The 16,272-nt window shown below is 42.4% G+C and carries 17 protein-coding genes and 1 tRNA gene; 11 read left to right on the forward strand and 7 right to left on the reverse strand.

Annotated features, from left to right (window positions below; all coding sequences use genetic code 11):
- The first annotated feature begins 85 nt into the window (after positions 1-85).
- Entirely contained in the window at positions 86-736 is a 651-nt protein-coding gene (locus BCU57_RS01805; RefSeq protein WP_133149382.1) for a hypothetical protein, read from the forward strand.
- 289 nt (positions 737-1,025) lie between these two features.
- Here BCU57_RS01805 and BCU57_RS01810 read toward each other — a convergent pair whose 3' ends face one another.
- The 4 genes from BCU57_RS01810 to BCU57_RS01825 form a co-directional block, all read right to left on the reverse strand.
- On the reverse strand, positions 1,026-3,125 hold the full coding sequence (locus tag BCU57_RS01810) for an AAA family ATPase (protein ID WP_241903563.1): 2,100 nt from the start codon (positions 3,123-3,125) through the stop codon (positions 1,026-1,028).
- Positions 3,122-4,299 (reverse strand): IS3 family transposase gene (locus BCU57_RS01815; RefSeq protein ID WP_102531200.1). Its coding sequence is split into 2 segments (ribosomal slippage): positions 3,122-4,032 and positions 4,032-4,299, totalling 1,179 coding nucleotides; the frame shifts between segments, so codons are not numbered across the junction. The genes BCU57_RS01810 and BCU57_RS01815 overlap by 4 nt, the downstream gene beginning before the upstream one ends.
- 120 nt (positions 4,300-4,419) lie before the next feature.
- Positions 4,420-4,496: transfer RNA gene (locus BCU57_RS01820), tRNA-Arg, on the reverse strand.
- A gap of 161 nt (positions 4,497-4,657) precedes the next feature.
- Positions 4,658-5,848: a flagellar assembly protein T N-terminal domain-containing protein gene (locus tag BCU57_RS01825; RefSeq protein ID WP_102440682.1), complete on the reverse strand. Its 1,191-nt coding sequence runs from the start codon at positions 5,846-5,848 to the stop codon at positions 4,658-4,660.
- Positions 5,849-6,120: 272 nt separating this feature from the next.
- On the opposite strand from BCU57_RS01825, the gene BCU57_RS01830 reads away from it, so the two are divergent.
- Together BCU57_RS01830 and BCU57_RS01835 are read left to right on the forward strand one after the other, a co-directional pair.
- Positions 6,121-6,825: a FlgO family outer membrane protein gene (locus tag BCU57_RS01830; RefSeq protein ID WP_102440681.1), complete on the forward strand. Its 705-nt coding sequence runs from the start codon at positions 6,121-6,123 to the stop codon at positions 6,823-6,825.
- Complete coding sequence (locus BCU57_RS01835) at positions 6,822-7,277, forward strand: LPP20 family lipoprotein (RefSeq protein WP_102440680.1); 456 nt, start codon at positions 6,822-6,824, stop codon at positions 7,275-7,277. The genes BCU57_RS01830 and BCU57_RS01835 overlap by 4 nt, the downstream gene beginning before the upstream one ends.
- Positions 7,278-7,409: 132 nt before the next feature.
- Here the strand turns inward: BCU57_RS01835 and BCU57_RS01840 are convergent, their stop codons facing one another.
- The 3 genes from BCU57_RS01840 to flgA form a co-directional block, all read right to left on the reverse strand.
- Positions 7,410-7,835 carry a flagella synthesis protein FlgN gene (locus BCU57_RS01840; protein ID WP_102440679.1) on the reverse strand — a complete coding sequence of 142 codons (426 nt, stop codon included), beginning with the start codon at positions 7,833-7,835 and terminating at the stop codon, positions 7,410-7,412.
- Between the two features lie 74 nt (positions 7,836-7,909).
- Positions 7,910-8,242 (reverse strand): flagellar biosynthesis anti-sigma factor FlgM, encoded by a 333-nt coding sequence (flgM, locus tag BCU57_RS01845; RefSeq protein WP_102440678.1) that lies wholly within the window; start codon positions 8,240-8,242, stop codon positions 7,910-7,912.
- A 72-nt stretch (positions 8,243-8,314) separates the two neighbouring features.
- Complete coding sequence (gene flgA / locus BCU57_RS01850; RefSeq protein ID WP_102440677.1) at positions 8,315-9,022, reverse strand: flagellar basal body P-ring formation chaperone FlgA; 708 nt, start codon at positions 9,020-9,022, stop codon at positions 8,315-8,317.
- Positions 9,023-9,341: 319 nt separating this feature from the next.
- Here flgA and BCU57_RS01855 point away from each other — a divergent pair, with 319 nt between their 5' ends.
- The 8 genes from BCU57_RS01855 to flgG all read left to right on the forward strand — a co-directional run bounded on the left by BCU57_RS01855 (position 9,342) and on the right by flgG (position 16,263).
- A complete protein-coding gene (locus tag BCU57_RS01855) occupies positions 9,342-10,262 on the forward strand; it encodes a chemotaxis protein CheV (RefSeq protein WP_102440676.1) in 921 nt (306 codons plus the stop codon).
- Positions 10,263-10,403: 141 nt separating this feature from the next.
- A complete protein-coding gene (locus tag BCU57_RS01860; RefSeq protein WP_102440675.1) occupies positions 10,404-11,243 on the forward strand; it encodes a CheR family methyltransferase in 840 nt (279 codons plus the stop codon).
- Positions 11,244-11,386: 143 nt separating this feature from the next.
- Positions 11,387-11,785, forward strand: a complete 399-nt coding sequence (gene flgB, locus BCU57_RS01865) for a flagellar basal body rod protein FlgB (protein WP_076540181.1) — start codon at positions 11,387-11,389, stop codon at positions 11,783-11,785.
- A gap of 2 nt (positions 11,786-11,787) precedes the next feature.
- On the forward strand, positions 11,788-12,204 hold the full coding sequence (gene flgC / locus BCU57_RS01870) for a flagellar basal body rod protein FlgC (protein WP_102439333.1): 417 nt from the start codon (positions 11,788-11,790) through the stop codon (positions 12,202-12,204).
- A gap of 24 nt (positions 12,205-12,228) precedes the next feature.
- Positions 12,229-13,026: a flagellar hook assembly protein FlgD gene (gene flgD, locus BCU57_RS01875; RefSeq protein WP_102439332.1), complete on the forward strand. Its 798-nt coding sequence runs from the start codon at positions 12,229-12,231 to the stop codon at positions 13,024-13,026.
- A gap of 75 nt (positions 13,027-13,101) precedes the next feature.
- Positions 13,102-14,466 carry a flagellar hook protein FlgE gene (gene flgE, locus BCU57_RS01880; RefSeq protein WP_102439331.1) on the forward strand — a complete coding sequence of 455 codons (1,365 nt, stop codon included), beginning with the start codon at positions 13,102-13,104 and terminating at the stop codon, positions 14,464-14,466.
- A gap of 253 nt (positions 14,467-14,719) precedes the next feature.
- On the forward strand, positions 14,720-15,463 hold the full coding sequence (gene flgF / locus BCU57_RS01885) for a flagellar basal-body rod protein FlgF (protein WP_076540191.1): 744 nt from the start codon (positions 14,720-14,722) through the stop codon (positions 15,461-15,463).
- A gap of 11 nt (positions 15,464-15,474) precedes the next feature.
- On the forward strand, positions 15,475-16,263 hold the full coding sequence (flgG, locus tag BCU57_RS01890; protein ID WP_102439330.1) for a flagellar basal-body rod protein FlgG: 789 nt from the start codon (positions 15,475-15,477) through the stop codon (positions 16,261-16,263).
- Positions 16,264-16,272 lie beyond the last annotated feature (9 nt).

Genomic DNA, 16,272 nt, shown 5'->3' on the forward strand with positions numbered 1-16,272 from the left:
AAAACGGCGAAGTCGATGCACCCGAAAAATTTGTAATATTTAACACAAATAAGCGTTTAGTAGGCCTTATTTGTTGGAGAATTTTATGAATTGCCATGTCTGTAGTAGTAATGAGCCATGTTTCATCAAAGGAAACTTCAAATACCTACTTGAGAGTTTTAGTGAACCCATATTTAGTGCTGTTAAAAAGCCGGCGAGTCATTTTTACCTAGATTCAAGAGTGACTGATTTAGTATGTTACCTAGAAAGTTTTTACTTTTCTTATAGAAATGAATCGATAAAAGATATATCAGTTTATACGGAAATTTGCTGCTCTTGTGTTCTGGATGCCATTGCCTCTTTAGAGGATTACCCTGAACAGTGTAGGCGCAAAATCATGTCTTATCATCAGTTTGAAACGGTCCCTATTCACCATTTCCCTTTGCCGTACTTAAATATTAAAAGCCGTTTAGATAATCTAAGAGCCAATGCCTTATTAGAGGCTTATGATTTTAACGGCTGTACTACAGTGGAAGAACTACTAGATGATACTGACATCAATCGCAAACAATTTAACCTATTGATAGAAAATCATTTTAAAATTCATTTGGCAGCACTTTACGATCTGCCTAAAGATGACTTTTTCTATGCCTTGATTAGCAATATGCAGGAATCAGAGCCAGGCAACAATTATAGGGAACAACGAGCACTGTTTTACGATTATAGTACTCGGCGGTTGGCTGGGGCTACTTGGTAACATTGAATCGTTACTGGTTTTTTACAATAATTGGGTGATGTTTGCTCACTATGCTTGGGTTGGAGATGACTATTTCCCTACCTACCAACTAGCTTTTAGACCAATAAACAGACAAACTTTAATGTTGTTAATCAGACTTTATTGTATGCCGATAGCGACTTATTTGATGGTTGTTCAACTACAGGCATATCTAGCTTCGCAAGAGCGTGGAATAAACTGTGGACAACGCTCTACGTTGACACACAGTTTATTTTCGCTTGCACCCGTGGTCACTTTCTCAAGGTAATAATTATTTTAATAGATCTAGTAAATAGCTCATACGGCTATGGGCATTACTAGGAAGCTCTGTTATTAATTTAAAGTCTGCTGCGCTGCCTACTATATGTATTTCACTCTCAGCCCTGGTGATTGCGGTATATATCCAAGATCGGTCAACTATATTTCCTTTTTGTATGGCTATGATGATACGTGGAAACTGAGATCCTTGGGCTTTGTGGAGGGTTATTGCATAACCCAACCCCATGCAGTCCAGTACAGATTGAGTGACTTCAACCTTTTGGCCCGTATCCAGCGTCACTTTGCCGTAGCTTTCACCAGACGATTCAACACTTGTTAATGTTCCAAGAGAACCGTTCTGAATACCTTTGTCGTAATGGTTCTGCGTAAACAGGACTGCATCGTTTAATCTCAGGTCCAGGAAAAATTGTTCGCTGTGCATTTGAAACTCAAGCCTGATCCCGTTGGAGTTTATAGCCATTTGTGTGAGTTTGTTTATTTCCGCTACGAGGAGTTTAGTGGGAGCCATTACATGGCTATTTTCAGGCGATTGTTGGTACAAGTCACAACATACTTGAGCAATGTCTCGTTTGCCTGTTTCGTGGAAGTGGATCGCGGCTGTACTAAGCTGTTCAGGAACTTTTCCCTGATTTATGAGCTTCGAATATTCAGGGATACCAGTAGAGCCTTCTTGCCGCTTAACGATATCAAGCATAGTGTTGGCTATTGTTTTAGCTAGAACGATATCGGCAAGCACTTTGCCGCAACCAATAGGAGGAAGCTGGTCTGGGTCGCCTGCCAAAATGATACGTACCGATGGATGAGTGTGATTAACCAATCTATACATGGTTGGCAAGTCAACCATATTAGCCTCATCAATCACCAGTAGGTGTTTTTTATGCTCTATGTTTGGTTCAATGGGCTTGTTTCTGAGCATCTTAGCAATCGTTGAAGTAATAAAGCCGATTGACTCATGCAAGCGCATGGCTGCGCGACCACTGAGTGCCACGGCATGTATTTCAAACCCCATTTGGTGATAGGCACGCAGTGCAGTTCTAAGTACAGTTGTTTTGCCTGTGCCAGCACCACCAGTTATACAACTTACAGCATTATCTAAACAGGTTGTGACCGCTTCAATTTGTTTTTTTGTCAGCTCGTAAGGCAATTCACTTGCCGCAGAGCAATAGGCGACATTTGAATGCTCGTCGTAGAGATTGTTTTGGCTAGCTAGTGCTTTTAGTCGCTTGGCCACGACACTTTCCATTAGTAATTGTGCTGTAGGATGGTATGAGCCAGTTTCAGGGTTTAGAATATATTGCGCCTTGTCATAGCCGGCCTTGAATGCTTTGGCGACCAGCTCTTTTTCTTTGAGTAATTTTGTTAGGTGAGGGCGCAGCTTGCCTTGTGTTGTGTAGGTGTGGCCTTTATCAATCTCTTTACGTATAGCGACTTCAAGGGCTGCACTAAGTCGTTTGTCATTGCACGTTGTTACCTCAAACTTCAGGTCACAATTTGTTGCTAAAATATCGACATCTTGAAATGACATTCCGAAGCCAATCAATACATAAGGGTTCTTTTTAATCGCCTCAATAGACTGCTCGCTGTGATGCTTTAACAAACGCTGTTGAACACTTGCAGGAATCTTACGTTGGGTCATCCAATTGCAGTAAGCAAGGTTCTTGTACTTGGCATACCCTTCAAGCAAAGCATCAATGGAGTCTTCGCTCAGAACGTTTCTAAGGCGCTCTCTTGATTCTGGTGTGTCATATTTCAAGGTGGCATGAAAATCTTTGCCCAAACACTCCCATAGTGCTCTTGCTTTGCTTTCACCGATACCCTTAAAGGCACTTTCTCTCGCAATAAAACGGATCAACTGCTCACCTGTTTCTGGCAAGCTACATTCAACTTTCACTGGTGATTCATAAGTGTGCTGCTGCATCACGTAATCACCCATATCCATATCATCTATTTGTCTAGCGCCTTTAACCGACCAATGCTGACCAACGGCAGGTTGCACTGGGATGCTATCTGGGTCAGCCTTTATCGTGACGTAGTATTTGCCACTGTTTGTCTTGTATGAATTCTTCCCCAGCGGTACGTCTGTAGTGGTCAAGAAATATTGGCCACAGTCTTAGAGTTTAACCAGAACAATCGTTCTGACTCATTGGGCGTCAGCCCGCCGTTATATTGATGCGGCCGAAGCTGACAATAATATCCAATAATGTATCGTGTAATTTCATTCTGCGCTTCAGTAAAATTACGATACCCTGTAGTTGGTATCCATTCTGTCTTAAGGCTCCTAAAAAAACGTTCCATAGGACTATTATCCCAACAATTCCCACGTCGAGATAAACTTTGTTTGAGCTGGTATCGCCATAATAGTTGCCGATATCTTCTGCTTGTATAGTGAGTCCCTTGATCGCTATGGAACATAACATCTTTAGGTTTACCACGACCTTCATAGGCCATCGAAAGCGCTTTGCCAGTTAAACGACTATCAGGTGATAACGACATAGCCCAGCCAATCACTTTACGTGCAAATAGATCAATCACCACAGCTAAGTACATCCAACGGTTACCAGCCCACACGTAGGTAACATCACCAACCCAGACTTCATTCGGAGCTGTGACAGCGAATTGTCGACCTAGGTGATTAGGGATTTCAATATGTTCTAGTGTCGCTTTTCGGTATTTGTGCCTAGGTACCTGGCAGCTAACTATACCAAGCTCTTTCATCAACTTAGTGGCACGATAACGGCTTAGCGAGACACCCTGCTGGCTAACCATATCTGCAATCGTTCTAGCACCTGCCGATCCATTACTTGCAGTGTGTACTTCGCTGACTAGGCTGCGAAGCTTAACCTTATCTGCGTTAATGGTTATTGGTCTCTTTCTCCAATACTTGTAACTACTACGATGAATACTGAACACTTCGCATAATGTTTTTATGCTATAGCTCTGCCTGAGTTTCTCAATTATTAAGAATTGTTCAGTGAGTCCGACATCAACAGAGCTGTGGCCTTTTTTAATATTTCGTTGTGTTCCTGGAGGCGAGCTAGTTGCTTTTTTAACTCTCGAATTTCAACTTGTTCTGGTGATATAGGTGATGCTTTATGCTGCTTACCTTGTCGCTCTTCTCTTAATTGTCGTACCCACTTATCCATGGTTGATTTGCCCACATTCATAGCTTGAGCAGCTTCAACAATTGAGTAATTCTGATCTAGCACGAGTTGTGCAGATTCAAGTTTGAACTCTGCACTAAAAAGTCTTCTTGTACGTTTTTTCATAGTGTCACCTGTTAACTTATGAGGTGATGATATCACCTCTAACTAGGTGGCCAAATTAACTATGCCACTACAGTGTAAGTAATGCTGAAGCGAGATAAACTTAGATACTTGAAATGAAAATGGTCGGAACGGTGGAGATCGAATCCACAACCTGCCGCTTAGGAGGCGGCTGCTCTATCCAGTTGAGCTACGTCCCGATAAATTTTTCTTCGTCTTTACTTGTGCACTTACATCTATAGTACATAAGAACCCTGATCGATCGCTTAGGAGGCGACTGCTCTATCCTGTTGAGCTATAGGGAGACTAAGCGCAATTATACAAGTTTTAATCTTGATTAAAAGGCTTTAAATTTAGTTGCTTAAATCTTAATCACGATATCTTGTATTTGAATATTCCCTGTTGCGTCTATGCCTTGTAATACTGCGGTGGCACTTTCTTCTGATACTTGATCAATGGTGACTGTTGCGCGGTTTGGTGTGGCAACGGCGCGCATTAAATTCACTCTGTCAGGGATGTTTTGTTGCAATACAATTTGAAAGCTATCACCGGCTCTCACATGGTGCTTACGGCCTAAGTTAATAATTATTCTATTGCCTTGTTTAGCCACAATTTGTCCCAGCAGTGGGCGACAATTTAGCAAATTATCAATGTCAACAGTGCTTTGCTGCATAAGCTGGTTAACCGTTTGGCCATAGCTTGAGCGCCAAAAACGTTTAGTGGTGGGTGATACGGTTTCGTCACGTTCAAACTCCCACTGCGCCTGTGCTGAGTAATCTTTACTCCAGACTTTTTCACCGCTAATAGCGTGATACAAAGTTAACTTAAAGCTGATTTGTCTTTGTGGATAGCCGTGAAATAAGCCAAACATTAATCCTGAGGTGGGCTCGGTTGACATATCGAGGATTTCTGGTTGTAAGATATATTGGCTATCGGTGATTTCGCCTAACCAACTTGGGATGCGATTACCTTTAAAATTGATTAACTCATTGCTGTGATCGAGTGCTTCATCGGCGTGAATGCGGGCAAAGCTATTATGGGAGTGACTATTTAGTAGCACGCCATACTGTTGTGATAGTGCTTGAGTAAAGTTTAATAACTGACCATAACGTAATTGAGCGCGATCTTGAATACTGGCCTGAGGCACCATTATTGCCGCTCTTAATTGCTGACCTCGGCATTGCTGAGCTGAGTCGTCTTGAAGATCTAATCTTAGTAATACAGTAATGTCAGTGCTGGTGAGCATTTCAGATACCAGTTCAATATTATTGTCTTGTCCTATATGACTAAACTGAAATGCATCTTGGCTTAACTGCCCCTGACCCATGCTGTATTGGCTATTAACATTAACGCCAACGCCAACTTGCATGCTGGCATAGCTTAATGCTTGGCTTATTGCCGCTTCACGGGCTTTGTCGACATTACCATTGATGATATTCGCATGGCCTGTTACTTCAATAATTTCAGCTTTTAACGGCAGACTCAAGATACTGACTAACAGCAATATGGCTGCGGAGTAGAGTCGCTGGGTTGTTTTACTGCATATTTTCATATTAATCACTTGCTTAAAGATAACGATGAACGACTAATACAGTGCCAAGTTTATGGCGTTAAAGTACTAGGAGCGATTGTTTGAGAATAAATGCAAAGAATGTGCCTGTTATTGGTTTTCAATATATAAGTCGTTAAGCCAATGCTGAAAGGGATTAATTATCTAAAGTTTTTATCCTGATTGCCGATAGTGTTTTTAGAATTCATTTTTAACCTTTAGGCCTCAAACGCCTTAGCCCATAGCAATGCTTGAGTTAAATACAGGAATGCAATATGCGCCGAATTGGTTTACTTCCAATCATGATGTTGATGACAGCTTGTGCTGGCTCACAACCGACAGAGTATGATGATTTATCTTATGTCAATGAAGGCTATGAGATGAATTTTTGGTATGAGTCTGAGCCCAAAACGGATCATGTTATTCACTACGATATTCAGCAGTCAGGCATAGCGCCCAAAGCTGGGGTTAACCGCTTGGCGGAAAAAATTGTCAATGAATTAGTGCTACAAAACGACAGCTTACGAGCTGATCAACCACTGCTGATCACCACACCTGTCATGCTTGATGATTACGGACAAACTAATTTGCTGGGGCAGCAATTGCAGCAAGGCATGTTGACTGCATTTCATGCCAATGAATTTAATCTTGTTGATATGAATGTGGCTAGTTCACTTCGCGCCACTGCGGAGGGTGAGTTTATTTTAAGCCGCGACTGGAAGCAGCTTGCCACAGATTTAGCGGTATCCCATGTGGTCGTAGCCACCATGGGCACTACCTCAGAGGGTGTGGTGGTCAATGCCAGAATTGTCAATACTAGCAATAATCGAGTAGTGTCAGCGGTACAAACCTTTGTTAAAACCCACAGCCTGCCAGGCTATTTAACACCTGCCAATAAGGTGATTTCAAAAGACGGCATCTTGTATCGAAACGAGCATGCAGGTATGGCAAGCGTGACTATTTTAGGAGATAACCAATGAAGGCAATACTGTTTGCAGCCCTGACAGCAGCCCTCACCTTGTCCGGGTGTGCGGTAAACGACAAGTATGTGCAATGGGAAACCGAGGCGCCTAAACAATTTCCTAAACTAACCGCTATTGGTTATGCGCCGTTAGCAACGCAACCGGCAACAGAGCAATCTCACAAGGTGTTAATGGCGATGCAAGCGTCTAAAATTGCCGCTTATCGGGAACTGGCTGAGCAAGTGTATGGCCAGCAGATTGATGCCAGTAGCCTGGTCGATGATTGGTTGCTGAATAAGCAAACCGTTACCGCCAGTGTCTCGGGCATGATTAAAGGCGCGAAAGTGGTCAAAAGCTATCCGGCTGGTGATATGTATGTGACTGAGTTAGAACTGGATTTTTCACAGGTATGGAGCCTATATCAGCAGCAAAATAGGCCTAGAACGATTAAGCATGTGACTTACTTTTAGTTAAATTTAATTATTTAAATCCAGTCATTTAAATTAACTTAACTGAAGTACAAAAAAAACCGCTCTTTGAGCGGTTTTTTGGTTTTTAAAACACAATCTAGTAACTCGCAGGGCAGTTAATTACCGCCTCGATTATGCTTTAAGGTTTTGCCCTAAAGAGGAAATCGTTGAAGTTCGGCCTTTGTCATTATAGGTCAGGCTTGATGCATTACGGCTCATTTGCAGCGCTTGAGAGAAGCGATTAAGGCTGGCTATATTAAGCTCAATTAAGCTGGCATTTTGACTATTGATGGCCTTGCACTCGTCTAGAATCGCTTTGGCTTCTTCGACTTTAACAATGAGTTCTGGCTCAGCGTTTAATAATGCTTTTTCTGGGTGAGAGGCTAACTTTTCATCATTAAGTTTGAGGTTGTTTAGGCAGTCAACCTTGTCTTTTGCCAGTGACAGTAGTTTATCTGCGTCACGTTCAGTAAGGGCTAATTTTTCTTCAGATACAAGTAATTTCAGCGACGACAAGGTGTCGTGCTGAAAAGATAACAGCTGTAGTAATTCAGTCATAAGTTACTCTTTATTAAAACCCACATTACCCGTTAAGTAATGTGTGGCCGATAATATCAAGAGTAACGATGAGGTTACTCTTGGTCGAAATTTAATCCGTCAAGATCAGCTTCAAAGCTAGCAATGTTAGCAGCTAACTTTTCAGGATCGACTTTGTAGCGACCTTCTGAAATTGCTAATTTAATTGCATCAACTTTGCTTTGGTCAACTTCTGGTAAAGATGCCATATTACTCTGCACTCCCTGCAGCTGCTGCGCTTGTGCAGTAATACTGACCGAATCCGTTTTTACTGGGGCAGCCGTGGTCTTAGCCGCTGAGTCAGCTGTTTGCGTTGTTGCTCCTGCGTCGCGATTGGTGCGCAACTGAGCATGAGAAGCTGTTTTTAGATGGTTAATATCAATTGCCATGTGAGGCTCCAGCGTAATGTTAGGGTTTTCCAAACAGGTTATCGGCCTTGTCAGAAAAAACTTTAGAATATTTTACATTCTAACTTCAACTTCGCCAACGCCTGTGACAATGACATCTAATCGCCTGTTAGAATTGCTATTTCTGACTCTAATAGCATCGCCAATATTACCATCTCTTAGTGCTTCTCCGGCAGTTTTTATTTCAAATGCGTTTGTTTTAGCATAAATAGATACCGAATCTCCTTTGCAAACAAAGCATAAATTATTGTTTAGCAAAGGCGCTTTAGCTGACACACGCCTTTTTGAGCGGGTACCGAGTAATTGTGAGATCTCAGAAAAAAACTGCCCGCGGATACTGTGTTGGTCAACATAGTTAATTGCCACATTATCTGCTGTGATTAACTCACCTTTTTCAATAATTCCCAATGCTGTCACCACTGGATACATAACCTCAACTTTAACCGAGATAAACATTTGCCATGGGTAGTCATAATCAGGGCTGATACAGCTAATTTTGACGGTGTTGGTGCGGCTAATTTCGCGGTCACTGGCCATTTCAACACTAATGGGTGGCAAACATCTTGGCGGTGTTAATCGGCCATCAAGATTTTGCGGGCTAATGTTGATCACCGCATTGGGCTTTTTAGCAATTTTTTTTGCTACTACCTCTTTAGCTAATTCAGTAATGGTCGATAGAGAGTAAGTTATGGTGGCATCTTCACTGGCGTTAACCGGTAAAGATAAAAAAATAATGATCAATAGTAGAATGTTTTTCTTCATAATATTCTAACTAGCTTGATTGGCCAGGTTACCTCTAAACTTCAATTTTAATTAGCAATGATAAGGCTAAACATTCTCAATGTTATCTTTGTCAGAAGTTTGACTTTTTTCATTGAAATCGTCGCTTAAATGCGATGTGACCACAATCAAGCAAAAACTATGCCTATAGCTAAATTTAAGCGCTAAACCAGCAAATTGGCATAAATTACTGTGTTACAATTTGCGAAAATGGTTTTACTGTCGCTTTAAAACACTGATTAACAGTGAACTCTAATAATAAATCCCACTAGGGAAAGCATTCATAAAACAAGGCAGGGTTATGTCGAGCATTCTTGATTCAGTTAATAAACGTACCCAACTGGTAGGCCAAAATAGACTGGAGTTACTGCTTTTTAAACTTAATGGTCGCCAACGTTTCGGTATCAACGTTTTTAAAGTAAAAGAAGTATTACAGTGTCCGCCACTGACAAAGTTACCCCGTTTAAGCCCAATGATTAAAGGCATTGCTCATATTCGGGGCTCGACTATTTCAGTGATTGATTTAAGTGCGGCAACTGGTGGCCGTCCGTTGGCATCGACTGAAAATTGCTTCATCATTATTGCTGAGTATAACCGCAGTATTCAGGGCTTTTTGGTTAGCTCAGTAGAGCGCATTATTAATATGAATTGGGAATCAATTATGCCACCGCCACAAGGGGCTGGGCGCAACTCTTATTTAACTGCAGTAACCGAAATCGAAGGTGAATTGGTTGAGATTTTAGATGTTGAAAAAATTCTTGATGAAATATCACCAGTAAAAACGGAATTAAGCCAAGCTGCCAGTGATGCTATTACCATTGATAAAGAGCAGCATTACCATATTATGGTGATTGATGACTCTGCAGTTGCTCGTAAGCAAATTATCCGTTCATTATCGTCATTGAACCTGCAAATTGACACCGCTATTGATGGTAAAGATGCCTTAGAGAAATTAAAAGCGATTGCCACTGAGATGGATAATGTTGCCGATGAAATTCCACTGATTATTTCAGACATTGAAATGCCAGAAATGGATGGCTATACCTTAACGGCGGAAATTCGCGACGATCCAAAACTTAAAGATATTAAAGTGGTGCTGCATACTTCATTAAGTGGCGTGTTTAATCAGGCCATGGTTGAAAAGGTCGGCGCAAACGACTTTATCGCTAAGTTTAATCCCGATGAGTTAGCGTCAGCGGTCAACAAACATCTCATTTTATAATAATTCAATCGAAAACCTAGGGCTGATGATTCACCATAGGTTGTAGATTTCACGTTTGTTACCAAGTGCTCGGTAACCAAACAAAGCGGCGGCTTTAGATTGCAAACAATGTAAAGCGCCTCTTTAAAATAGGATGTAAAAGTGCCGAACAAATCACTTGCTGAAGCAGAATATAATCAGTTTAAGCTTTTTTTAGAGCAACACAGTGGCATTGTATTAGGTGACAACAAGCAATATTTAGTAAAAAGTCGCTTAGCGCCTTTAATGGGCAAGCATGATTTGCCCTCATTATCGGAAGTGGTTAAGCGCTCAATGAAGCCAATGGAGCGGCATTTACGGGCGGAAGTGATTGACGCTATGACCACAAATGAAACTCTGTGGTTTAGAGACAAATACCCGTTTGAATTACTTCATGATGCTTTATTACCTGAATATAGCCGCTTAGGTCGGCCGTTAAAAATATGGTCAGCCGCTTGCTCGTCAGGGCAGGAGCCCTATTCATTGGCAATGACTATTTTAGAGTATCAGCAGCGTAAGCCGGGGGCATTGCCTGGTAGCGTGACGATCCAAGCCACCGATTTATCACCTTCAATGCTAGCGCGTTGTAAAAAGGCCGAATATGACAGCTTAGCCTTAGCCCGTGGGCTATCAGATGAGCGAAAGCGACAATTTTTTGATCCAATGCCGTCAGGTCATATGAAAGTGAAAGATAATGTTCAGCGGTTAGTGAATTTTAGAAGTCATAACCTGCTTGAAAGTTATAGCTTATTGGGTAAGTTCGATATTATCTTTTGTCGTAATGTGTTGATTTATTTTTCTCCAGAGGCAAAAGCTAAAATTTTGCGGCAATTTGCTGCCGCCCTTAATCCCAATGGGATTTTATTTTTAGGGGCGTCAGAATCTATCTCAGGTTTAAGTGATGAATTTACGATGGTGCGTTGTAACCCAGGGATTTACTATCAAAAGAAAAATATATTGTAAGTTTATGAATTAATATGTTTTTAGTTAATAAAATGCCGACTTACGTCGGCATTTTTCATTTTTATCCTTTCTCATATTAAAACCGCAATATTTTGGCATAAGGTTTGCTTTGTTAGTGACAGTTAGCTGATGGAGGCAATTTTATGGCGATTAATTTTGAAAATGGTTTAGGGGTACATCAATACTCGTTGGGCATACGTGCTCAAAGGGCTGAAGTGCTATCTAGTAATATCGCCAATGCCAATACCCCGGGTTACAAAGCCCGTGATGTAGACTTTGCCTCTGCCATGAATAGCGCCCGCTCTCATCAGCAAGGGCTGCAAATGAGTCAAACAACTGACAAGCACTTTGACCTTAAAGCGTTAAGCCAAGAGCATGTGCAGTTTCGGGTGCCAAATCAGCCAGACACAGGTGACGGTAATACGGTGGATATGCAAGAAGAGCAATCTGCATTTATGCAAAACTCTTTGGAATATCAAATGTCACTGGGCTTTCTTGAAAGTAAGTTTTCTGGCATGCGTAAAGCCATTAGAGGTGATTAATTATGAGTCTTTTTAATATTTTTAATGTGTCAGGCTCGGGTATGTCTGCGCAATCGGTGCGCTTAAATACCACCGCCAGTAATATTGCTAATGCCAACACAGTATCAAGCAGTGTCGGTGAGACCTATAGAGCTCGTCATCCTATTTTTGAGGCTGAAATGGCCAAAGCCAGTCATCAGCAAAATAGTTCTCATAGTGTCAGTGTTAAAGGCGTTGTAGAAAGCGATAAACCGTTATTAAAAGAATTCTCACCTAATCATCCAATGGCTGATAACGATGGGTTTATTTATAAACCCAATGTCAATGTGATGGAAGAAATGGCCGATATGATTTCTGCTTCTCGGTCATATCAAATGAATGTTCAAGTGGCTGATGCCGCCAAATCAATGTTGCAGCAAACGCTTCGTATGGGTAAGTAATATGAATTTAGTTGGAGGTAAACAATGAGCCTCGTTAATCCTTACAGTAGTCAGTCATTACCGCAGTTGCAGACGTCTACCACGGCTTCCACCGTCTCCACTAATTCAGTGGCGACAAACTCACAAACTACACAGGTATCAGACAGTAGCTTTTTAGATAGCCTAACCGCTGCGCAATCAGCTAGCACCACCGAAACCGGAGAAGCTAAAAGCCAAGAGCTAACCCAATCGGATTTCTTTGCGCTTTTGAGTCAACAGCTGTCAATGCAGGACCCGTTTAAACCTGTTGAAAACGATCAGATGATCGCACAAATGGCGTCCTTCGCGACCGTTGATGGTATTGCCAACTTAAATGCTGAAATTTTGAATTTGAACAGTGTGATGAGCTCAAGTCAGGCATTACAAGCCTCGGGCTTAGTGGGGCAAAAGGTGCTCATTCCATCAGATATTGGCCATGTCTCAGAAGAAAACCCAGTCATTAACGGTGTCATTAGTACGCCACAGCCAATCGATACCATTACCGTCACCATTGAAGACGAGTCAGGCCAAGTGATTAAAACCTTTGAGGTTGATGGCTCTGCAGGCGGCAACATTGATGTCAGCTGGGATGGCCTTGATAAAGATGGCGAACCCGTAGAAGAAGGCATGTATGCCATTAAAGCTAACGGTAAAGTTGATGGCAACGCCGAAGATTTAGCGGTTTCAACTTATGCCCATGTCACTAGTGTGTCTTTAGGCAGTGTCGCCAGCGGTCCGATCCTTAACCTCAGAGGCCTAGGTGGTATTCAATTGTCTGATGTACTGGCAGTGGCAGAAAGTTAATAACACAAACAATAATAAGCTGCCAGAAATCTGGCAGCCACACAGAACCTAATTTAAAGCGCTAAGAGGTGATTTATGTCGTTTAATATTGCATTGAGTGGTATCGCAGCTGCTCAAAAAGATCTCAACACCACGGCTAATAACATTGCCAACGTCAATACCATTGGTTTTAAAGAGTCTCGCGCTGAATTTGCCGATGTTTATGCTAATTCAATTTTTTCAAATGGTAATACCGCAGTGGGCGGCGGCGCAACCACAACTCACGTAGCGCAACAGTTTCAGCAAGGTAGCTTACTGTTTACTAACAACTCCTTAGATATGGCTATTAGTGGCGGTGGTTTCTTTGTTACTTCATCTGAAGCGGGCAGCCAAGATCATGCATTCACCCGTGCAGGTGCATTTAAAGTAAACTCAGAAAGTTTTATGACAGATTCAGCCGGTAACTATTTACAGGGTTTCCCTGTGGATGCTGATGGTAATTCGACTTCAGTGAGTTTAACCACCACCCAACCGATTAAAATCCCCGATACTGCAGGTAGCCCAGTGAAAACCGGTAACGTTGGTTTTCAAATGAACCTCAATGTTGGTGATGAAGAACTTGATCCAGCAAACTTTGATCCAGATGACGCAGATACTTACAATAACTCAACCTCAGTAACGATTTATGATTCACTTGGTGAGGCTCATATCTTGACCACTTATTTTGTTAAACCAGAAGGTGGTTCCCATACTGGTGAGAATAACTGGGTTGCCTTTTATGCTGTTGATGGCAAGCAAGTGGATATTGATGCGCCAACGGGTGGTTCATTCCCAACAGATACTACTGGTGATGGTATTGCTGATTCAACTGGTACCGCTGAAAACGCATCCGGCTGGAAAGGCTCAGTACTTACATTTAATGATGCCGGAACTTATACAGGATCTGATCCTGCGGTAGTGTCTACGGTTGAACTAGGTAGTAATGGCGCAGGTGTTATCGGCACCGGCGCTGACGGCTCGCAAAAGGTGAACATCGATTTTAATAATCCTACTCAATACGCCTCACCGTTTGAAGTGACAGAGTTAACCCAAGATGGCACCACAGTCGGGCGCTTAACCAATGTCGGTGTCGGCGATGACGGTTTAGTAACAGCCAGTTACAGTAACGGTTCAACCGTGCCATTAGCTCGGGTAGCATTAGTACGCTTTTCTAATGAGCAAGGCTTAACTCAAGTAGGTAATACCTCTTGGAAAGCCAGCTTAGACTCAGGCCCAGCACTAGCAGGTGAGGCCAATAGCGGCACTTTTGGTAGTATTCGCTCGTCAGCACTTGAGCAATCAAATGTTGATTTAACCACCGAGCTGGTGGATTTGATTTCAGCTCAACGTAACTTCCAAGCCAACTCACGTACCCTTGAAGTGAACAATACCCTTAACCAAACGGTATTGCAGATCCGCTAATTAATCTCGCGCTTTAGTAATCTCGCGCTTTAGTAAAGAGTTGCCGCCATGGCAACTCTTTGCCTTATTGTTCACCTCATTCTTCACCTCGTTACTACAGCCATTAACCTGCCCAATATTGCTTATCTTGTAAAATTCCCCGCTGTTTATAACTGCAAATTTCATCTAAAACTCAAACCCTTAATTTTTTGGCACGTTGATTGCTAGTTCTGTGTATATCTTTTGTTATGAAGAAAGTTTGACGGAGCGGTAAATGGACAAATTACTTTATGTTGCCATGAGCGGCGCTAAGCAGAATATGAATGCTTTGGCGGTGCGAGCCAACAATTTAGCTAATGTGAATACTGACGGCTTTAGAGCTGATTTGGTTCAAGCACGCTCTATGCAAGCTTTTGGCGAAGGTTTACCGACTCGTGTTTTTGCAATGACAGAAAGCCCCGGGCATAACTTTGACTCAGGCCCACTTAAAACCACAGGTCGTGATTTAGATATTGCCGTTAAAGATAAAGGCTGGATAGCTGTGCAAGCTGCTGATGGCGGTGAAGCCTATACCCGTTCAGGCAGTCTAAATTTTGACACTACCGGCTTACTCACTAATGCGCGTGGCAATCCGATTATGGGGGAGGCTGGGCCAATTGTGCTGCCACTGCCGGTTGAAAAAGTGCAAATCTCCCCTGACGGTATTATCTCGGTTAGACCCCAAGGCGCCACAGCCGACATAGTCGAAGAAGTTGCGCGGATTAAATTGGTTAACCCCAACAACGCCGACATGATGCGCGGTGAGGATGGCTTGTTTCGTTTAACCACAGGGCAAAACATCCCTAATGATCCCAATGTTCAAGTTGAAAGTGGCGCAGTTGAAGGCAGTAATGTCAATGCGGTATCTGAAATGGTGGCGCTAATTGATATTCAGCGCCAATACGAAATGCAAGTGAAGATGATGAAAAACGCCGAAGATCTTGATCGCGCCTCGTCAGCTTTAATGAGAATTAGTTAGGAGTAATTATTATGCATCCTGCTTTATGGATCAGTAAAACCGGCCTAGATGCCCAACAAACCGACATTTCGGTTATTTCTAACAACGTGGCCAACGCCAGTACCATTGGCTATAAAAAAAGCCGCGCAGTGTTTGAAGATTTGCTTTATCAAACCGTTAACCAAGCGGGCGGCGTCAGTGCTGATAACACCAAACTACCTAATGGCTTAAACCTCGGTGCGGGTACCAAAGTGGTTGCCACGCAAAAGATGTTTACCCAAGGCAATATGTTAACCACAGACAATGCCTTAGATCTAATGATTGAAGGTCCAGGCTTTTTTGAAGTTGAAATGCCAGATGGCACCGCAGCTTATACCCGTAACGGCCAATTTAGCCTAGATGAAAATGGCCAAATTGTGACCCCAGGTTCGGGTTATGTCATCCAGCCTGCCATCACCATTCCTGATGATGCCACTTCAATCACAGTGTCATCTGAAGGTGAAGTTTCAGTGAAACTTTCAGGTGCTACAGAAAATACCGTCATTGGTCAGTTAGCCATGAGCGACTTTATTAATCCATCGGGGTTAGACCCACTAGGGCAAAACCTTTACACCGAAACCGGTGCCAGTGGCACGCCGATTCAGGGCACGGCTTCATTGGATGGTTTAGGGGCTATTCGTCAAGGGGCGCTTGAAACGTCAAACGTTAACGTGACTGAAGAACTGGTTAACTTGATCCAAAGTCAACGTAATTACGAAATGAACTCGAAAGTGATATCAGCTGTTGATCAGATGATGTCTTACGTAACACAGAACTTATAAGCTTTGATG

Source organism: Shewanella sp. 10N.286.48.B5 (genome assembly GCF_002874355.2).
In the GTDB taxonomy this organism is placed as follows: domain Bacteria; phylum Pseudomonadota; class Gammaproteobacteria; order Enterobacterales; family Shewanellaceae; genus Shewanella.

What these genes read in the sequence shown, in the direction of transcription:
- flgC (WP_102439333.1), top strand. Translation starts at nt 11,788, where the DNA reads ATGAGTCTTTTTAATATTTTTAATGTGTCAGGCTCGGGTATGTCTGCG.
- flgA (WP_102440677.1), bottom strand. Translation starts at nt 9,022, where the DNA reads ATGAAGAAAAACATTCTACTATTGATCATTATTTTTTTATCTTTACCG.
- BCU57_RS01840 (WP_102440679.1), bottom strand. Translation starts at nt 7,835, where the DNA reads ATGACTGAATTACTACAGCTGTTATCTTTTCAGCACGACACCTTGTCG.
- flgM (WP_102440678.1), bottom strand. Translation starts at nt 8,242, where the DNA reads ATGGCAATTGATATTAACCATCTAAAAACAGCTTCTCATGCTCAGTTG.
- flgF (WP_076540191.1), top strand. Translation starts at nt 14,720, where the DNA reads ATGGACAAATTACTTTATGTTGCCATGAGCGGCGCTAAGCAGAATATG.
- BCU57_RS01855 (WP_102440676.1), top strand. Translation starts at nt 9,342, where the DNA reads ATGTCGAGCATTCTTGATTCAGTTAATAAACGTACCCAACTGGTAGGC.
- flgD (WP_102439332.1), top strand. Translation starts at nt 12,229, where the DNA reads ATGAGCCTCGTTAATCCTTACAGTAGTCAGTCATTACCGCAGTTGCAG.
- flgB (WP_076540181.1), top strand. Translation starts at nt 11,387, where the DNA reads ATGGCGATTAATTTTGAAAATGGTTTAGGGGTACATCAATACTCGTTG.
- BCU57_RS01830 (WP_102440681.1), top strand. Translation starts at nt 6,121, where the DNA reads ATGCGCCGAATTGGTTTACTTCCAATCATGATGTTGATGACAGCTTGT.
- BCU57_RS01825 (WP_102440682.1), bottom strand. Translation starts at nt 5,848, where the DNA reads ATGAAAATATGCAGTAAAACAACCCAGCGACTCTACTCCGCAGCCATA.
- flgG (WP_102439330.1), top strand. Translation starts at nt 15,475, where the DNA reads ATGCATCCTGCTTTATGGATCAGTAAAACCGGCCTAGATGCCCAACAA.
- BCU57_RS01835 (WP_102440680.1), top strand. Translation starts at nt 6,822, where the DNA reads ATGAAGGCAATACTGTTTGCAGCCCTGACAGCAGCCCTCACCTTGTCC.
- BCU57_RS01805 (WP_133149382.1), top strand. Translation starts at nt 86, where the DNA reads ATGAATTGCCATGTCTGTAGTAGTAATGAGCCATGTTTCATCAAAGGA.
- flgE (WP_102439331.1), top strand. Translation starts at nt 13,102, where the DNA reads ATGTCGTTTAATATTGCATTGAGTGGTATCGCAGCTGCTCAAAAAGAT.